Origin of the sequence: Bacillus cereus group sp. RP37, assembly GCF_040459695.1 — a bacterium.
GTDB lineage: Bacteria > Bacillota > Bacilli > Bacillales > Bacillaceae_G > Bacillus_A.
In genome coordinates, this window is record NZ_JARVHP010000001.1 from 5305001 (window position 1) to 5323488 (window position 18488).

The window sequence follows — 18488 nt, forward strand, 5'->3', positions numbered from 1 at the left end:
TTAGGTACCGTCAAGGTGCCAGCTTATTCAACTAGCACTTGTTCTTCCCTAACAACAGAGTTTTACGACCCGAAAGCCTTCATCACTCACGCGGCGTTGCTCCGTCAGACTTTCGTCCATTGCGGAAGATTCCCTACTGCTGCCTCCCGTAGGAGTCTGGGCCGTGTCTCAGTCCCAGTGTGGCCGATCACCCTCTCAGGTCGGCTACGCATCGTCGCCTTGGTGAGCCGTTACCTCACCAACTAGCTAATGCGACGCGGGTCCATCCATAAGTGACAGCCGAAGCCGCCTTTCAATTTCGAACCATGCAGTTCAAAATGTTATCCGGTATTAGCCCCGGTTTCCCGGAGTTATCCCAGTCTTATGGGCAGGTTACCCACGTGTTACTCACCCGTCCGCCGCTAATTTCATAAGAGCAAGCTCTTAATCCATTCGCTCGACTTGCATGTATTAGGCACGCCGCCAGCGTTCATCCTGAGCCAGGATCAAACTCTCCAATAAAGTTAGTTTGTCTAGCATCTAAAAATAAAAATTGACGTTTCACGTTGTTTGTTTCGTTCAGTTTTCAAAGAACTACTTCGTCGCTCAGAAGCGACTTTATTAATATAACATTTCGTTATATTTTCGTCAACAACTTTTTTCAATAAGTTGTTTTTCGTTTGTTTTGCTTGTTACCTTTCGTGGCAACGAATATAAATATACCAGTTTGATTATTAAAATGCAATAGTTTTTCTAATAAAATTTTAAACTTAGTAAAAAAGCATAAAAACAGCGCATTTCTTCTATATAAGTATAATTTCTCGCACCATCACGATCTACTATCCTCACGCAGCTCATACTCAAATAAAAAAGCTTTGGAGAAATCTCCAAAGCTTAGTCTTGTTTATGACGCATAGCAGGGAATAATAATACATCACGAATAGATGGTGCATTCGTTAATAACATAACAAGACGATCAATACCAATTCCTAGTCCACCTGTAGGAGGCATACCGTACTCAAGAGCTTCAATATAATCATCATCCATCATGTGAGCTTCATCATTACCTTGTTCACGCTCTTTTAATTGCGCTTCAAAACGTTCTTTTTGATCGATTGGATCATTTAACTCAGTGAATGCATTTGCATGTTCACGTGCAACGATAAATAATTCGAAACGATCTGTGAATCGTGGATCTTCGTCATTCTTTTTCGCAAGTGGCGAAATTTCTACCGGATGACCGTAAATAAATGTTGGTTGGATTAATTTATCTTCTACTTTTTGTTCGAAGAATTCATTTATAATATGACCAACTTCCATTGTATCCTTAATAGCCACATTATGTTCTTTTGCAAGTTCACGCGCTTCTTCTACACTCATTGGATTCCAGAAATCTGCTCCAGAATGTTCCTTAATTGCATCTACCATATGAAGACGTGTCCATTCTGGTTCTAGATTAATTTCATAATCACCATATTGGATTGTTGTTGTACCTAGTACTTGCTTCGCAATATGAGCAACCATATTTTCTGTTAGTTTCATAATATCTTTATAATCAGCATACGCCTCATATAATTCAATCATCGTAAACTCAGGATTATGACGAGTTGATACACCCTCATTACGGAATACACGACCAATTTCATAAACTTTTTCTAATCCACCCACGATAAGGCGTTTTAAATGAAGTTCAATTGCGATACGCATATATAATTCCATATCTAACGCATTATGGTGCGTAATGAAAGGACGTGCCGAAGCTCCACCTGCGATTGCATGCATCATAGGTGTTTCCACTTCAAGATAACCGTTGTCATCTAAGTACCTTCTCATTTCACGAATGATTTTACTGCGAGTAACGAATGTTTCACGGCTTTCCATACTTGTAATTAAGTCTAAGTAACGTTGACGGTAGCGTTGTTCAACATCTTTTAATCCATGATATTTATCCGGTAATGGACGAAGAGATTTCGTTAATAGTGTAAAGCCCGTTGCTTTCACTGAAAGTTCTCCAACGTTCGTTTTGAATACCTTACCTTCAATACCTACTAAGTCACCTAAATCTGCTGTTTTAAATAACTCGTACTCTTCATCTCCAACAGCATCTTTACGAACATAAATTTGAACTTGTCCATGTAAATCTTGAATATGTGCAAATCCAGCTTTTCCTTTACCGCGTTTTGTCATAATACGGCCAGCGATAGAAACAGAGATTTCCTTCTCTTCTAATTCTTCTTTAGAGAACTCTCCATATAAGCTTAATAAGTCATTTGTTGCATTTGTACGTTCAAATCGTTTACCGAACGGATCGATTCCTTGCTCACGTAAGTTATGTAGCTTTTCACGACGAACAAGCAATTGGTCGTTTAATTCTTCGTGGTTCATGTTATCCATGGTATTGATATCACTCCAGCTCTATTAATTTTTACAATATATACAGTATAGCATTTTCTACTCAACTAGAAAAACTGCCAGCAACTAACTGGCAGTTCCTCTTTCTTTCACGTAATTATAGGAAGTGTATAGAAGAATGTCAATCTTCCCTATCTATTATTAACCAACGTGAATTGTTTGTTGTTTTGCTTCTACTTCTTCTACAAATGCACCTAATACATCCGCAAGGTCTTCACGCGTATTACAAGCATTGATACCATTACGTACAGTTGCATTACCACGAACACCCTTTAAATACCAAGCTGCATGCTTTCTCATCTCTCTTACAGCGACATTTTCGTTCTTTAAATCAATAAGACGATCAAGATGCAACATACATACGTCAATTTTCTCACGCACTGTCGGTTCCGGCATTAATTCACCTGTCTCTAAATACTTTACCGTGCGATAAATCATCCACGGGTCTCCAAGGGCAGCGCGACCAATCATAACACCATCTACACCAATTTCATCAAGCATACGCTTTGCGTCTTGTGGCGTTTCGACATCACCATTTCCGATAACCGGGATATTTACAGCTTGCTTTACTTGTTTAATAATATCCCAATCCGCTTTTCCTTCATACATTTGTACTCGTGTACGACCATGAACCGCTACCGCTTGTCCACCAGCACGCTCAACAGCTTTTGCATTCTCGATTGCGAAAATATGATCCGCATCCCAACCAATACGCATTTTAACTGTAACTGGTTTTTCTACAGCGTCTACAACTGCCGCTACCATTTCATATATTTTATTTGGGTCTAAAAGCCACTTTGCTCCCGCATCACACTTAATGATTTTGGGTACTGGGCAACCCATATTAATATCAATGATGTCTGCTGTCGTATATTTATCTACGTATTTCGCAGCATCTACAAGAGTTTCTTTCTCTCCGCCAAAAATTTGTAAACTTAACGGCTTTTCTCTCTCATCGATATATAACATATCTAATGTTCTTTTATTGTTCAGTAGTATTGCCTTATCACTTACCATTTCAGCACAAACTAGACCTGCACCGAATTCTTTTACTGTCAAACGGAATGCAGAGTTACACACTCCCGCCATCGGTGCTAATACAACCGGATTTTTCATCTCAATATTTGCGATTTTTAACACTCGATTTACTCCTTCCTTCATAGTCACTTCGGCATTAACTCATCTATCGAGACCTTTAACGCTTTAGCAACTTCCACTACAAAATCTTGGGAAGGCGATCGATTCCCTCTCTCAACTTCACCTAAAACAGATACAGATACCCCTAATTCTTTTGCAAAACCTTCTTGCGTATAACCTTTTAGCTTTCGAAAAGCACGAATGCGTCTTCCCCATTTTTCTGCTTCCATACCGTTACTCCCTCTCGCCTTTTCATTTCTTCTACTTGTGAACGTGAAATGTTTTGTTTTATATCTTGATTAATCTCTAACAACGGAACGATAACAAAAGCTCTTTCGAACATCCGCGGATGCGGAACAATAAGATTCTCTGCTTCAATATTTTCTTGATTATATAGTAAAATGTCAAGGTCGATAGTCCTCGGACCCCATCTAATTTCCCTTTTTCTTCCTAAATTATTCTCTACTCTTTGTGTAACTTTCAATAACTCTTGCGGTGATAAATTGGTAGAAATTTTTATAACTAAATTTAAAAAGCAGCTTTGGTCAGTATAGCCAACTGGTTCTGTTTCATATACAGATGAAATATCGTTAACTTGGATATACGGGTTTTTGTTCAAAAACTGAATCGCTTCAGTTAAATACGTATAACGTTCTCCAATATTGGAACCTAATGCAATGTAAGCTATATTATTCATGGACGTTCTCTCGTAATTTCCACTGCTACAGCACGATAGTGCCCCGGTATCGGTGGATCCGGTTTAATCACCTTAATTGTACATCGTGAAATACTCTCATATTGTTTCAATATATCTGTGGCAATATTTTCAGCGATACTCTCTACAAGCTTATACGTTCTATCCTCAACAACTTTTCTACATAGTTCGAAAAGCTCTCCATAATTGACCGAATGCTCTAAGTCATCACTTTCTCCTGCCTGTTTCAAATCCAATTCTACCGTTAAATCGACTTTAAATCTTTGACCTAATTTATTTTCCTCTGGGAATACACCATGATAACCGTAAAACTCCATATCATGGATATAAATTTTATCCAATTACTTTGCCCCCTTACCAATCATCGCATCCATCATTTTAGCCATACGCGCCATTTCCTTCACATCATGAACACGGACAAATTCACAGCCCTTTTCAATACCAAGACAAACGGTAGCTCCAGTTCCCTCAAGACGTTCCTCCACCGGTAAATCTAGCACATGTCCAATAAAGGACTTTCTTGAAGTACCTAAAAGAACTGGATAACCTAGTACATTTAACTGCTCTAAATTACGCATCGCTTCTAAATTTTGTTCAGGTGTTTTAGCAAAACCGATGCCTGGATCTAAAATGATATTCTCATCTCGCACGCCAGCCTCTTTAGCAATTTTAATACTGTCATATAAATCAGCAATCATATCAGCCATTAAATTACGATAATTCATGTTATCGCGATTATGCATTAAGATAATAGGTACATCGTAATGAGCTGCAACTTCAGCGATCTTTGGTTCCGCCTTCGCTCCCCAAACGTCATTAATAATATGAGCACCAGCTTCGATTGCTTGTTTTGCAACTTCAGCTTTATACGTGTCGATGGAAATAGGCAATTTTACTTCTTTTGAAACCGCCTGAATCATCGGAACAACTCGCTTTATTTCTTCTTCTACTGATACTTTAGCGAAACCCGGGCGAGTAGATTCACCGCCGATATCAATAATATGAGCACCTTCATCTCGCATTTCTTTCGCATGGCGCACCGCAGCCTCTACCTCGTTGTAACTCCCACCATCAGAAAACGAATCTGGTGTTACATTTAAAATCCCCATAATTAACGTTTTTTCATTTAAGTTCAATGTATATTCGCCGCAGCGCAAATCATAATCCCACTTCAAACTACACATCTCCTATTCGTAATTCATTTCTGCTCCACAATTTCTCTCTCTGCATTTCATAAAGACTCATAAATCTTTTTGTAACCATACCTACTTTACCCGGGAAATCTCGTCCCTCTATATGATAAAGCGGAACAATTTCTTGAATCGAGTTTGTTACGAAGACTTCATCAGCTGAAAGTAATTCATCTTTTGTAAAGAAACCTTCCTTTACTTCTATACCCAGCTCTTCAGCAACCTTTATAATAAACGCACGAGTGATACCATTTAAAATCCCTGTTTTCAGCGAAGCTGTATACAAAATATCATCTTTCACAAAAAAGAGATTCGAAACAATACCCTCTGCAACATAACCTGTTTCAGTAAGGAAAATACCTTCCTTATTCACAACATTTCCAATTTCACGCTTTCCTAAAATGTTATTTAAATAATGATGAGACTTCAAACGAGATGCACCCTCTGGTGTGTTTCGCACTTGCTTTAAAACAACCCCTTCTTTTTCCACTACATCTCCCGGGACTGCTAAAGGTTTTATAAAAACAATAACAGATGGCTCTTCATACATTTCCGTTTGTAATCCAATTTCATCTATACCCGCTGATACATTAAAACGTACATATGCATGCTCTAATTCATTCTTAACGAGTAGATCCTTCAAAATAAGCAGTACTTCATCTTTCGTCATTGTCCATTTAATTTGCAATGTATCCAGCGCATCTGTTAAACGGTCATAATGATCATCCAATAAGAAAGGATGACCATTATAAATACGAAACGTCTCAAAAACTCCAAGACCATATAAATAACCATGATCATAAGGAGAAATTCTCGCTTCACTTGCTTCTACATACTCACCATTTAAGTAAATTAACATGATGTCACACTTGGACTGTATTTACGAATGAAATTCTGCAACAACTCTTTTCCGTGGGAAGTCATAATTGATTCCGGATGGAACTGTACACCTTCAATCGGTAATGTTGTATGACGGAGCGCCATAATTTCCCCTTCTTCTGTCCAAGATGTTACCTCTAAGCAATCAGGTAACGTCTCTTTCTTAACGATAAGGGAATGATAACGTGTCGCAGTAAACGGATTAGGGATATCCGAAAAAATCGTCTTTCCGTCATGATGCATAAGCGACGTTTTCCCATGCATTAAGCGCTCCGCACGTATAACCTCTCCGCCAAACACTTGTGCAATGGATTGATGTCCAAGACAAACCCCAAAAATCGGAATCTTTCCAGCAAAGTATTGAATAACCTCCATACTAATACCCGCTTCATTAGGACTACACGGACCTGGCGAAATCATTAAGAAGTCTGGTTTCATATTCTCAATATCTGAAATAGTCACTTCATCGTTACGTTTAACAACAAGCTCTTGTCCAAGTTCTCCAAGAAACTGCACTAAATTAAATGTAAAAGAATCATAATTATCAATCATTAATATCATTTCTCTCACCTAACCGTTTCTTCGCTACGTTCTTTTGCACGCCATAAAGCAATCGCCTTTTTTAACGACTCATTATATTCATTTTCCGGATTTGAATCAATTACAATTCCCGCTCCTGCTTGTACATGTGCTTTTCCATCTTTAGCAAGCAGTGTTCTAATTACAATATTCAATTCTGTATCTCCAGAATAACCGATCCACCCGATTGAACCTGTATAAATCCCTCGGCGAACAGGTTCTAATTCTTCAATAATTTCCATCGTACGTATTTTCGGGGCACCAGTAATTGTTCCCCCAGGAAATACAGCCTTCACTAAATCAAAAGCATCTTTATCTTCTTCCACCTCACCACGCACATTAGAAACAATATGCATAACATGTGAGTATTTCTCAATTACCATAAATTCATCTACTTCTACAGTGCCATATTTACAAACACGCCCTAAATCATTTCGTTCTAAATCCACAAGCATAACGTGCTCTGCTCTTTCTTTTTCGTTCTCAATTAATTCTTTTGCTAATTCTTCATCCTCTTGCTCATTCGCCCCTCTAGATCTCGTTCCAGCAATCGGTCTTGTACTTACTTCGGTTCCCTCTTTCTTAATTAGCAACTCTGGCGATCCACTAACAATTTGAAAATCCCCGAGCTCCAAGTAACCCATATATGGAGATGGATTAATTTCACGAAGACTTGTATAAATTTCGAGTGGGTGTGTTTGTAACGTTCTTTCTTGCCTTGTCGACAAGTTTACTTGAAACACATCACCAGCTCCAATATATTCTTGAATACATTCAACCGCCTTCATAAAGCTTTCTTCTGTAAAAGCAACTGTTTCACTTTTCTCTTCAGGGCACGCAAAAGGTATATTCACTTCTGGCGCTTCTGTCGCCCAAAGAATCTTCCATTCATTTAATCGCTCTTTTGCCTCTTCATGCTTATCTACATAATGTGTAATAATCCATAATACTTTTTCTTTTTGATCATAAACAAACACATCATCAAATAATAAAAAGAATATATCAGGTATATTAATGTCATCTTCCGCAAGGGAAGGGAGTTTTTCAATATAACGGATGCAATCATAACTAAAGTAACCAATTGCACCACCTTGAAATGGAGGGTATTCCGGATTATAGTCCGTTTTCCATCGCTCCATATATTCCTGCATTAAATCTAATGGGTTTCCTTGTTTTATTGTTTCCTTACCACTTTCGCTTATATGTAACGTTTCACCCTTCCCTCGGATTACCGCTACTGGGTTCAACCCCACAATGTTATAACGACCGCCACGTCCACTCTCTAACAAAATATGTTGCGGTTTATCCTTAGAAAGAAATTTATATTGCTTAAAGAAATCTAACTGATATGGAATAGAAAGCGCTAAAGATTTTCTTCGTTGCATATCAACACCCCGTCTTCTTTTATCCCACCCTCTTAGATTAACCACCTCAAACTACATTCGTTATGTATATAAAGTGGTTATACTCGAAGGCTAGTGAAAATAAATTAATTATACTACCTCTTATTTTACATGAAGTTTTCTAGTCATTCACTCTTTTCCTATTTCCAATCCAAAAAGAAAAAGCATCCTTTTTCAAGGATGCTTTTTCAATCACATATAATTAAGATTCAAATTGATAAAGTGGTGTACTTAAATAACGTTCACCGTTACTTGGGATAATAACAAGTACCTTTTTCCCTTTACCTAATTTTTTCGCAATTTCTGTTGCTGCATAAATAACTGCTCCAGAAGAGATACCCACTAAAATACCTTCCTCTTTAGCCACTCTTCTTGCATATTCAAATGCTTGTTCTGTTTTTACTTGAACAATTTCATCATATACTTCTACATCCAATGTCTCTGGGATGAATCCCGCCCCAATTCCTTGGATTTTATGTGGACCCGGTTTCCCACCAGATAACACTGGTGAATCCGCAGGTTCTACTGCATAAATTTTAATATCTTTATACGCTTCCTTCAGTACTTCACCAGCACCAGTAATCGTTCCACCTGTACCAATACCTGCAATAAACGCATCTAATTGGTCACCCATTTGTTCAACAATTTCTGGCCCTGTTGTTAAACGATGAATTTCTGGATTCGATTGATTTTTGAACTGTTGCGGTATAAAGTAGCCGTGTTCTTTTGCTAATTCAGTCGCTTGACGAATTGCTCCACCCATTCCTTCAGGCCCTGGAGTCAATACTAATTCAGCACCGTAAGCACGTAATAAATTACGACGCTCAATACTCATTGTTTCTGGCATTACTAAAATTGCCTTATATCCTTTAGCAGCCGCTACCATCGCTAAACCAATTCCCGTGTTACCACTTGTTGGCTCAATAATTGTATCGCCTTCTTTTAATAATCCTTTTTTTTCAGCATCTTCAATCATAGCTAATGCAATACGATCTTTAACGCTGCTCCCTGGATTCATAAATTCTAATTTTAAATATATATCTGCGCTGTCTGATTCTACGATGCGGTTCAACTTAACGATCGGCGTTTTCCCGATTAATTCTGAAACTGATTGTGCCACTCGCATTCCTGTCACTCCTAACACCGAGTATTTTTATTGGTTTTATCTATATTTATATTTTGTCAGAAAATTCCCTGTTTGTCAATCTATTTAGAGGATGGATTCCCTCTCTCCCCTTATTACAAACTCTCAATTAAATTTGTAATATCTTCTTTAGAGAACTTGTATCGCTCATTACAGAAATGACAATGAACTTCTGTCTCTTCTTCTTCTTCACGAACTTGCTCTAACTCTGTTTTACCTAAACTAATTAACACACTCTCAATACGTTCACGTGAGCATGTGCAATTAAATTGAACATCCATCACTTCTAATACTTTTACCTTATCTTCTCCAAGAACTGTATACAGTAACTCCTCTGGAGAAAGCCCTTGTTCGATCAATGTTGATACAGGAGGAATCTTCTGTAAACGATCTTCAATGAACGAAATTGTTTCTTCCTGTGCACCTGGCATAATTTGAAGGATAAATCCACCTGCCGCTAATACGCTGTCATCTCCATTTACAAGTACGCCGACTCCTACAGAAGAAGGTGTTTGCTCAGAAACTGCAAAATAATACGTGAAGTCTTCCCCTAATTCTCCTGAAACAATTGGAGATTGACCAATAAACGGCTCACGCATACCAATATCTTTAATTACTGTTACAAATCCTTCAGTACCTACCGCTTGATATACACGTAATTTCCCTTGTTCCGTTCCTTCAAAGTCAACATGTGGATTCGTTACATAACCACGTACATCCCCATTTGCATGAGCATCTACTAAGATGGGACCAATCGGGCCATTACCTTCTACCTTAATCGTTAACTTTTGGTCACCTTTTAACATTGCGCCCATCATTGTACCTGCAGTTAAAGAACGACCAAGTGCCGCTGAAGCTGTTCTCCATGTATCATGACGTCTTTGCGCCTCACTTACTGTATTTGTAGTACGCACACTATATGCACGCACTTCTCCATCAAACGCTAACGCTTTTACTAAATAATCTTTCATACTTATTTATTCACCTTTCTCATGCTGTAAATTTGCATTACGCTCATATAACATATACAAACCTTTTAATGTTAAGAATGGATCTACAACATCAATTACATTCGATTCTTCTGAAATTAATTTCGCCAATCCACCTGTTGCAATAACTTTCGGTTCTTGTTTAGCTTCCTCTTTCATACGCTTAACAATACCTTCCACTTGTCCAACATAACCATAAAGAATACCAGATTGCATCGCACTTACCGTATTCTTTCCAACAACACTGCTTGGTTTTGTAATTTCAATACGAGGAAGTTTTGCCGCTCTACTATATAAAGCCTCTGCTGAAATCATAATTCCTGGCGTAATAACTCCACCCATATAATGCTTTTCTTCGTTAATATAACAATATGTAGTAGCCGTACCGAAATCGACAATAATAAGCGGACTTCCATATAAGTGGATTCCTGCTACTGCATTTACAATTCGGTCCGCGCCTACTTCACGTGGATTTTCATATTTAATATTTAGCCCTGTTTTTATTCCAGGACCTACTACAAGCGGTTTAATTTTAAAATACTTTTCACACATGCGCTCTAAAGCAAACATAATTGGTGGTACGACTGAAGACACGATAATACCTTTCACATCTTCAAACGAAAGACCTTCATGCTCAAGCAACTGCTTTACAAGCATTCCATATTCATCTTCTGTCTTATGGCGATCTGTTTCCATGCGCCAATGTTGACGAAGTTCCCCCTCTTCAAACACGCCTAGTACAGCATTTGTGTTCCCTACATCCAATACAAAAATCATATTCTCACCACTTATCTTATTTAATCTATATTTGTGCAGTATGTATAAAACTTATAAAAACATCATATCACACATACTTATATAATCAGCTTTTCTATCCTCATCATTTTACAAAAAGATTACGCTCTATTTCAATTTTTAATACCCAATTTATTTAAATTCTTTTTCTACTTCATTTCGTTCCACAAATAAAAAAAGGAGTGACCATCGTCACTCCTTCATCTCTTACTTATCTTCTGATTCTTCATCGTCCTTCTTCATATTGATGTTTACTTTCACATCATCTGAAGATGTTGGACGCTCTGGCAATCTGCCGTAATCATATAAATGATTGATTTGCTCTGCATCTAACGTTTCTACTTCAAGTAACGTTTTCGCAATAATATCTAGCTTATCACGTTTTTCAGTAAGAATTTGGTGCGCGCGAGCATAACATTCTTTTATAATAGTTTGCATTTCCACATCGATTTCATGTGCAATTGCATCACTGTAGTTTTGTTCTGAATGGAAGTCTCTTCCTAAGAACACTTGACCACCTTGTGAGCTACCGAATTGCATCGGTCCAAGCTTATCACTCATACCGAATTCCGTAACCATACGTCTTGCAATACCAGTCGCACGTTGGAAGTCGTTGTGAGCACCTGTGCTTGCTTCACCAAACACAATCTCTTCAGCTACTCGACCACCAAGTAAACCAGTGATTTTATCAAGTAACTCTGGTTTTGTCATGAAGTAACGATCTTCTTTCGGAAGCATTACTGCATATCCACCAGCTTGACCACGAGGGACAATTGTTACTTTATGAACGATATCTGCTTCATCAAGGACAACACCAATTACAGTATGGCCCGCTTCATGGAATGCAACGATATTACGTTCTTTTTCAGAGATAACACGACTTTTCTTAGCAGGACCTGCAATAACACGATCCGTTGCTTCATCAATGTCACTCATATCAATTTTCTTCTTATCTTGACGCGCAGCTACTAAAGCAGCTTCGTTTAATAAGTTTTCAAGATCAGCACCAGAGAACCCTGGTGTACGAGTTGCAATTGCTCTTAAGTTGATATGATCATCAAGCGGTTTATTACGAGCATGTACTTTCAGTACAGCTTCACGGCCATTTACATCTGGACGATCTACTGTAATTTGACGGTCAAAACGACCTGGACGTAATAACGCTGGATCAAGAATATCAGGACGGTTTGTTGCAGCAATGATAATAATACCTTCGTTTGCACCGAATCCATCCATTTCAACAAGTAATTGGTTCAACGTTTGCTCACGCTCATCATGGCCACCACCAAGACCTGCGCCACGTTGACGTCCTACTGCATCAATTTCATCAATGAAAATGATACAAGGAGCATTTTTCTTTGCATTTTCGAATAAATCACGTACACGTGATGCACCGACACCAACGAACATCTCTACGAAATCAGAACCACTGATAGAGAAGAATGGAACGCCAGCCTCACCTGCAACGGCACGCGCTAGTAAAGTTTTACCTGTACCTGGAGGTCCTACTAATAGAACACCCTTCGGAATACGGGCACCAACTTCAGCGAACTTACGAGGATCTTTCAAGAATTCAACTACCTCAACAAGCTCTTGTTTCTCTTCATCCGCTCCAGCAACATCTCTGAAACGAACTTTTTTCTTTTCGTCATTATATAACTTCGCCTTACTTTTCCCGAAGTTCATAACACGGCTACCGCCGCCCTGAGCCTGGTTTAATAAGAAGAAGAATAAAATGAAGATAATGACAAACGGAATGATAGAAGTAAAGAACGTTACCCAAGCACTTGTTTCTTCTGCTGGTTGATACTTAACTTCAGCACCTTGCGCTTTGTCATTAATTTTCTTTTGTAATTCCTCAGTATTTGGTGCATAAGTAACAAATTGTTCTCCTTGGCTAGAGTTGTTAAATTGTCCTTTTACCTCAAATACACCATTTTTCGGTTGAAGTTGCACATTACGCACTTCACCTTTTTCTAGTTTAGTAATGAATTTATCGTAGCTAACTGATGTCGTTTTTTGCGTCGAACCATTAAAATAGCTCACGATTCCAATTACTACTAGGAATATCAGTAAATAAAAGATGGTATTACGGAAGATACGATTCATTCCTAACCTCCTCTCACGGCATAAACACTATTGTAAATCGTAACATAGAAAAACTTTCCTATACAATTGTAACGCCTGTATTTAATTAATTTGAGTAAACGCTTGGTTTTAATACTCCTACATAAGGAAGATTACGGTACTGCTCTTTATAATCTAATCCATATCCTACAACAAATTCATGCGGAACAGTAAATCCAACATAATCCGCTTTCAAATCTACCTTGCGGCCTGTCGGCTTATCTAATAACGTAACAATTTTTACAGACTTCGCTTTACGATATTTAAATAGGTCTACTAAGTAACTTAGCGTAAGACCGCTATCAATAATATCTTCAACGATTAAAATATCGCGACCTTCTACAGAAGTATCAAGGTCTTTTAAAATTTTCACTTCGCCTGTTGAAACGGTAGAGTGACCATAACTAGATACAGCCATAAAGTCCATTTCAAGATATGTATCTGTTCTCTTTAATAAATCTGCCATGAATGGCATCGCGCCCTTTAATACGCCAATCGCAAGAGGTACTGTGTTTTTATAATCCTCTGCAATAATTGCGCCTAATTCGAGCACCTTTTCTTGTATTTGTTCTTCAGAAATTAATACTTTTTCGATATCTTGATTCATCATTTCATTATCCTCCCGGAAGACTCCTTGCTTTTGTAGTGAATAATCATATATTTATCCTTCTTTGCCGTCTCTTTCGAGATAGCAAATGCAGATCGCTTCAACAAGGGTACCCAAATAATATTCCCACTTGCATCACAAACGACCGGCCATTCTTCTCTTTTTTCTCTTGGTACTTTCGCTTCGATAAAGATAGCTTTTATCTTTTTTGTGCCATTCATACCTTGTATTGACATGCGATCTCCATTTTCTCTAGAACGAATACGAAGTGGATATGATATATCATTATACTTAGCAACAAATACTGTTTCATTCATGTTACTTGGTATGTCTTCGCTCACCTCTGTTACAAGCTTATCCCCGTTCGATAGCGTAATTGTCCCGGGCACTGATAAATCTTGTAAAAAAGGAGAAACAATTCCTTGTTTAAATCCAAAGCTGCACTCTTCGTATGCGCGAACAATTTTTAAATCACCTGGAAAATCAAGTGAACCCGAAGGTTGTGTCCGCTTAAAAAACTCAATCACTTTGTCAATATGTACAGAGGAAAGAGAAGATGGAATCTTATATTCATAAAGATAGTTTAATATTAGTTGAATCCCTCTTCTTTGTAAAGACATAGACATGGATTCAAAGGCAGGAATTGATAAGCTAATTTGTTTATCACTTTTTTTTGTAATTACTTTATTCATTTTCTCAAAAGCTAATTCCTGCAAATACGCCTCATCCTCTTGCATTTGCATGCTAAATTTTTGGAATTTCTCATGCACTTGTGAATTTTCTTCTTTCAAATGAGGAAGAACATATTTACGTAATCGATTCCTTGTATATACTTCCTTTTTATTACTTGGATCTATACGGGGAATTATTTTTAGCTTATTACAGTAATCAACAATCTCTTCCTTCGTTACTCCAAGTAACGGCCTAATTAAATATCCATTATGAAAAGGACGCTTCACTGCAATTCCTGCATATCCTTTCGGAGTACTCCCTCGTACAAGGCGCATTAAAATCGTCTCTACTTGATCATCACCATGATGTCCAAGAGCTACATATCTCGCATCATATTTCTTCATTATTCTTTCCAAAAATGCATATCTGCATTCTCTAGCAGCAACCTGTGCATTCATTCCGTGTTGCTGTTGATATTGCGACACATTAATCCTTATCGTTTCGCAAATAACTCCCAGCCCTTTACAAAGGTCCTGCACAAACTGTAGGTCCCCATGAGATTCATCACCTCTAAACATATGATCCACATGTGCCACTACAATTTTAAACTGTTTTGCTGCTCTTTTTTCTAACAAATAATATAGAAGAGCCAAAGAGTCAGGACCACCAGAAACCCCTACAACAATTGTTGAACGTTCCTTTAATACATCATGCTGCTTTACAAAGTCATCTACCTTTTCAACAAATGTATCTTTCAACTTCGTAATCACCTTTCATTAAACAAGAACAGCAACGTTAGTTACCTTGTTTATAATGGTACAACTTTTACAAACATTGTGCAAAAAAAAGATATACAAAAATTACATTTTTATCTTACATCATCCGTACATATTCACAAAAATAATAACATTATCTTTTAAAGCAAAAAAACCTAGGCATTTACCTAGGTTTTTAGAATAAAACAGCGATAGGGAAACATCACTCTTAATCTTTATCCCGCATTAACGTGTAGTAAGACCCCCACCTCAAAATTCAGCGAAAGCAAAGAAGTTAGTTAGGGGGAATCAACTGCCCGTAAAAGCCCGATTGGTGCGGGCTGATAATCAGCGGGGGATGAAGCCCCCACTTATTAAAGTTTCACTTTATTGCGCCTGCATTCCTACAATTGGAATTGTAGCCCACTTCGGCATATTTTTCTTCACTTTCGCCACAACAATAGTCATATCGTCATTTATATAACCATCACCAGAGCGAATCACTTCTTCCATAATGATATCAGCAATTTCTTGCGGATCTTCGGTTTGTAACTCTTTAATTTTCCGCTTCATCCATAGTTCATGATTCTCCACATGTTGTGCTCCCTCAAAAATTCCATCGCTCATCATAATAAGAATATCGCCCGTTTTTAATTGTTCACCCACTACATCAACTTCAACATCCTCAATAATTCCCATTGGCAAATTACTTGCCTCAATTTTCAAAATATTATTTGCACGTTTAACAAAACTCGGCGTCGAGCCAATCTTTAAAAATTTCGCACTTGCATCTCGCAAATCTACCATAGCTAAATCTAACGTCGTAAACATCTCTTCTGTTGTTCTTAAAGAAAGAATAGAATTGATAGACTTAATCGCGATTTCCTCATCAATGCCTGATTGAAGTATTTTTTGTAATAATTTTACCGTTTCTTTACTCTCCATATGAGCTCTTTGCCCATTACCCATACCATCACTAATTGCAAGCGCATATTTACCAACACTTAAATCCATCATCGCATAAGAATCACCTGAAACAAACCCACCGCCTTTTGCAGCTGTGGCCAACCCTGTATCAAGAGAATACGTTTTTGCTGAGCCAAATGATATTAAGCTGTGGCCGTTCGGATAAGAAGATTTCTCTTCATGTTTAACAACAATATTTTCCTTTAGAATATCAGAAAGCATCGGCGCAACTAGCTTTTCACACTCTCCATGTTCATTAGATGCAACTGGAATCAACATTTCAATATCAATACTTCCTCTATCTAAACAATAAATATCAACATGCTCTACTTCTACACCAAAATCACGAAACGCTTGCAGAATCTGTTCTTCCTGCACTTGATGATTTTCTCGCTCTCTTTGTATCTCCTTAGCAAAATCCTCCATAACTTTTGATACACCTAATAGTTGCTCCGCTACTATTCTACGATTTTCTTTCATTTGTTTTCGTAATTTTTGCCCCTCATAGAAGTGATCTAATTCACCTGCTACTAAATCCGTCACTTTCTTCCCTCTCACACAATGCTTGTCCCACTCACGAACTAACTTGCGATTATGTTGCAACGTCCCCTCTTCCGTTTCACTCATTATTTGTTTCATATAATCGTACGTTTTGTCGAAATTAACTACCCAGCATTGGTCCTTTTTAAAGCATGTTTGACATGTTTTTGCAGTAATTGTGCTTAAGAATAAATCTGCTTCTGTCTCTTTATCTTCTTCCTCCACATATCCATATACAGAAAAGCTATTAGATAAAGCAGCAAATACATTGGCAAATTGATTGATTTTATTTGCTGTAACATCACGCATCCTTCTTAAATACTGTTGTTGATCTTGTGAATGTTCCTGTGTGCCTGGCATAAATTTAGCAATACGATCCATAACAAGTTTCGGTGTTAATAAGAAGAAAGCAATTGCTACACCAGATTCAATTAAAGTTGTCACAATGTTTGTTTGCTTGTCTACATATAGCGTAATCAAGCTTGTCCCAATCAATAAACCTAAACTAACACCTAAACGCTTCCCTTCTTTTAACAAACCACCAAGCAACCCAGAAAAAGCAAGCAGACTAAGTTGAGACAAACTGGAGACATTTGCTAAACTTAATATTAATCCAGTGACGACCCCCACTGTAGATCCTGTAGCAGCCCCCGCGATAAATGCAAACACGAGCACTAAGTACCTAGTAAAAATATGTTGAATAGACGCGTCATATACAAACCAATCTGTTGTACCTGTTAAAACAGATGCTAGTAATATAATTAAACAAACAATTTCTTCTGTCTCTAGCGCTTGTTGTTTACCCTTTCTTTCTACTAAAAGCGGAACACTTTGTAAAAATATCATAGTTAATACGAAGCTAAGCCCTGCCTCAATCGTACTAACGAGTAAATCGTACATGGTGACAGTTTGTTGCGCAAAATATACAACAACTAAATGTGCGGTTAATGCGGAGATAAATACTTGGAACGGAACAAGTCCAACAGTTTTACGTGTAAACCGACTAAAGAAGATATTATAAATGAAGAAAGTAAAAATAGATGCAAAGGTAAAGAATAAATTATCTATCGAAACTGAAAGTGCGCCCCCCATCAGAGCCAAGAACGCGAGCGGCATTTTATCCCGCTTCATAACATAAACAGCAGCAAAAAACGGCAGTGCAAACGGTAAAATGTTTGTTAATATATATGCTCGTCCCAAAAGAAAACCAATAACAACAATAATAAATCCCCATCTAAAGAAAACTTGCTCAAACTTCATTCGCAACTTACTCGTCCACTTTACTGCTCCAAGCTGACTCTCATTCATTGCCAATGCACTTGTATTCATAGTATTCCTTCCTGCTTTAGGCATATTTTTAACACCACCTGCATAGTTTAATTACTGTCATTATAAAAGATGATTATTGGGATTTTTGTCAAAACAACAGTTTTCACTTTTATAATCGTTCGACTTTTTATTCGAAATAACTCTACATATATACACGGTATGTAATTTATTCTTAGTAATTTAATAGAACATTCAGAAAATATAGGGTGATTTTGTAGAAGTGTTGTATGTCTTAATTTATTTAACAAAAAAAGATCATGCAAATTTGCA

16 protein-coding genes and 1 rRNA gene (1 of these 17 cut by a window edge) are annotated in these 18488 nt (G+C 37.7%); all 17 read right to left on the bottom strand.

Annotated features, from left to right (window positions below; all coding sequences use genetic code 11):
* Positions 1 to 501, bottom strand: a 16S ribosomal RNA gene (locus tag QCI44_RS27915) (it extends 1051 nt beyond the left edge of the window).
* A gap of 372 nt (positions 502 to 873) precedes the next feature.
* Positions 874 to 2373 (bottom strand): lysine--tRNA ligase, encoded by a 1500-nt coding sequence (gene lysS, locus QCI44_RS27920; protein ID WP_016085289.1) that lies wholly within the window; start codon positions 2371 to 2373, stop codon positions 874 to 876.
* A gap of 159 nt (positions 2374 to 2532) precedes the next feature.
* On the bottom strand, positions 2533 to 3531 hold the full coding sequence (gene dusB / locus QCI44_RS27925; protein ID WP_016085290.1) for a tRNA dihydrouridine synthase DusB: 999 nt from the start codon (positions 3529 to 3531) through the stop codon (positions 2533 to 2535).
* A gap of 23 nt (positions 3532 to 3554) precedes the next feature.
* A complete protein-coding gene (locus tag QCI44_RS27930; protein ID WP_000387027.1) occupies positions 3555 to 3758 on the bottom strand; it encodes a helix-turn-helix domain-containing protein in 204 nt (67 codons plus the stop codon).
* Positions 3710 to 4225, bottom strand: coding sequence for a 2-amino-4-hydroxy-6-hydroxymethyldihydropteridine diphosphokinase (folK, locus tag QCI44_RS27935; protein WP_016085291.1), 516 nt, complete (start codon positions 4223 to 4225; stop codon positions 3710 to 3712). Before folK ends, QCI44_RS27930 begins: the two co-directional genes overlap by 49 nt.
* Positions 4222 to 4584, bottom strand: coding sequence for a dihydroneopterin aldolase (gene folB / locus QCI44_RS27940; protein WP_000358059.1), 363 nt, complete (start codon positions 4582 to 4584; stop codon positions 4222 to 4224). The genes folK and folB overlap by 4 nt, the downstream gene beginning before the upstream one ends.
* Complete coding sequence (gene folP, locus QCI44_RS27945) at positions 4585 to 5427, bottom strand: dihydropteroate synthase (RefSeq protein ID WP_080117784.1); 843 nt, start codon at positions 5425 to 5427, stop codon at positions 4585 to 4587. It lies immediately after the preceding gene.
* Positions 5420 to 6292, bottom strand: a complete 873-nt coding sequence (gene pabC, locus QCI44_RS27950) for an aminodeoxychorismate lyase (RefSeq protein ID WP_016085293.1) — start codon at positions 6290 to 6292, stop codon at positions 5420 to 5422. Before pabC ends, folP begins: the two co-directional genes overlap by 8 nt.
* On the bottom strand, positions 6286 to 6873 hold the full coding sequence (gene pabA / locus QCI44_RS27955; protein WP_000602298.1) for an aminodeoxychorismate/anthranilate synthase component II: 588 nt from the start codon (positions 6871 to 6873) through the stop codon (positions 6286 to 6288). The genes pabC and pabA overlap by 7 nt, the downstream gene beginning before the upstream one ends.
* Positions 6874 to 6878: 5 nt before the next feature.
* Positions 6879 to 8276 (bottom strand): aminodeoxychorismate synthase component I, encoded by a 1398-nt coding sequence (gene pabB, locus QCI44_RS27960; protein ID WP_016085294.1) that lies wholly within the window; start codon positions 8274 to 8276, stop codon positions 6879 to 6881.
* 220 nt (positions 8277 to 8496) lie between these two features.
* Positions 8497 to 9420: a cysteine synthase A gene (gene cysK, locus QCI44_RS27965; protein ID WP_001261702.1), complete on the bottom strand. Its 924-nt coding sequence runs from the start codon at positions 9418 to 9420 to the stop codon at positions 8497 to 8499.
* A gap of 113 nt (positions 9421 to 9533) precedes the next feature.
* Positions 9534 to 10409: a redox-regulated molecular chaperone HslO gene (hslO, locus tag QCI44_RS27970; protein WP_016085295.1), complete on the bottom strand. Its 876-nt coding sequence runs from the start codon at positions 10407 to 10409 to the stop codon at positions 9534 to 9536.
* Positions 10410 to 10415: 6 nt separating this feature from the next.
* Positions 10416 to 11204, bottom strand: a complete 789-nt coding sequence (locus QCI44_RS27975) for a type III pantothenate kinase (protein ID WP_000578367.1) — start codon at positions 11202 to 11204, stop codon at positions 10416 to 10418.
* A 225-nt stretch (positions 11205 to 11429) separates the two neighbouring features.
* Complete coding sequence (ftsH, locus tag QCI44_RS27980; RefSeq protein WP_016085296.1) at positions 11430 to 13331, bottom strand: ATP-dependent zinc metalloprotease FtsH; 1902 nt, start codon at positions 13329 to 13331, stop codon at positions 11430 to 11432.
* 85 nt (positions 13332 to 13416) lie between these two features.
* Entirely contained in the window at positions 13417 to 13959 is a 543-nt protein-coding gene (hpt, locus tag QCI44_RS27985) for a hypoxanthine phosphoribosyltransferase (protein WP_000981838.1), read from the bottom strand.
* Entirely contained in the window at positions 13956 to 15386 is a 1431-nt protein-coding gene (tilS, locus tag QCI44_RS27990; RefSeq protein ID WP_016085297.1) for a tRNA lysidine(34) synthetase TilS, read from the bottom strand. Before tilS ends, hpt begins: the two co-directional genes overlap by 4 nt.
* Before the next feature lie 384 nt (positions 15387 to 15770).
* The gene (gene spoIIE / locus QCI44_RS27995; RefSeq protein WP_016085298.1) at positions 15771 to 18242 is read right to left on the bottom strand and encodes a stage II sporulation protein E; all 2472 of its coding nucleotides are present in this window, start codon (positions 18240 to 18242) and stop codon (positions 15771 to 15773) included.
* Positions 18243 to 18488 lie beyond the last annotated feature (246 nt).

Excerpts from the sequence above, each read along its gene's own strand:
- lysS (WP_016085289.1), bottom strand. The coding sequence starts at position 2,373 with ATGGATAACATGAACCACGAAGAATTAAACGACCAATTGCTTGTTCGT.
- QCI44_RS27930 (WP_000387027.1), bottom strand. The coding sequence starts at position 3,758 with ATGGAAGCAGAAAAATGGGGAAGACGCATTCGTGCTTTTCGAAAGCTA.
- folK (WP_016085291.1), bottom strand. The coding sequence starts at position 4,225 with ATGAATAATATAGCTTACATTGCATTAGGTTCCAATATTGGAGAACGT.
- folP (WP_080117784.1), bottom strand. The coding sequence starts at position 5,427 with ATGTGTAGTTTGAAGTGGGATTATGATTTGCGCTGCGGCGAATATACA.
- pabC (WP_016085293.1), bottom strand. The coding sequence starts at position 6,292 with ATGTTAATTTACTTAAATGGTGAGTATGTAGAAGCAAGTGAAGCGAGA.
- pabA (WP_000602298.1), bottom strand. The coding sequence starts at position 6,873 with ATGATATTAATGATTGATAATTATGATTCTTTTACATTTAATTTAGTG.
- pabB (WP_016085294.1), bottom strand. The coding sequence starts at position 8,276 with ATGCAACGAAGAAAATCTTTAGCGCTTTCTATTCCATATCAGTTAGAT.
- cysK (WP_001261702.1), bottom strand. The coding sequence starts at position 9,420 with ATGCGAGTGGCACAATCAGTTTCAGAATTAATCGGGAAAACGCCGATC.
- hslO (WP_016085295.1), bottom strand. The coding sequence starts at position 10,409 with ATGAAAGATTATTTAGTAAAAGCGTTAGCGTTTGATGGAGAAGTGCGT.
- QCI44_RS27975 (WP_000578367.1), bottom strand. The coding sequence starts at position 11,204 with ATGATTTTTGTATTGGATGTAGGGAACACAAATGCTGTACTAGGCGTG.
- ftsH (WP_016085296.1), bottom strand. The coding sequence starts at position 13,331 with ATGAATCGTATCTTCCGTAATACCATCTTTTATTTACTGATATTCCTA.
- hpt (WP_000981838.1), bottom strand. The coding sequence starts at position 13,959 with ATGATGAATCAAGATATCGAAAAAGTATTAATTTCTGAAGAACAAATA.
- spoIIE (WP_016085298.1), bottom strand. The coding sequence starts at position 18,242 with ATGCCTAAAGCAGGAAGGAATACTATGAATACAAGTGCATTGGCAATG.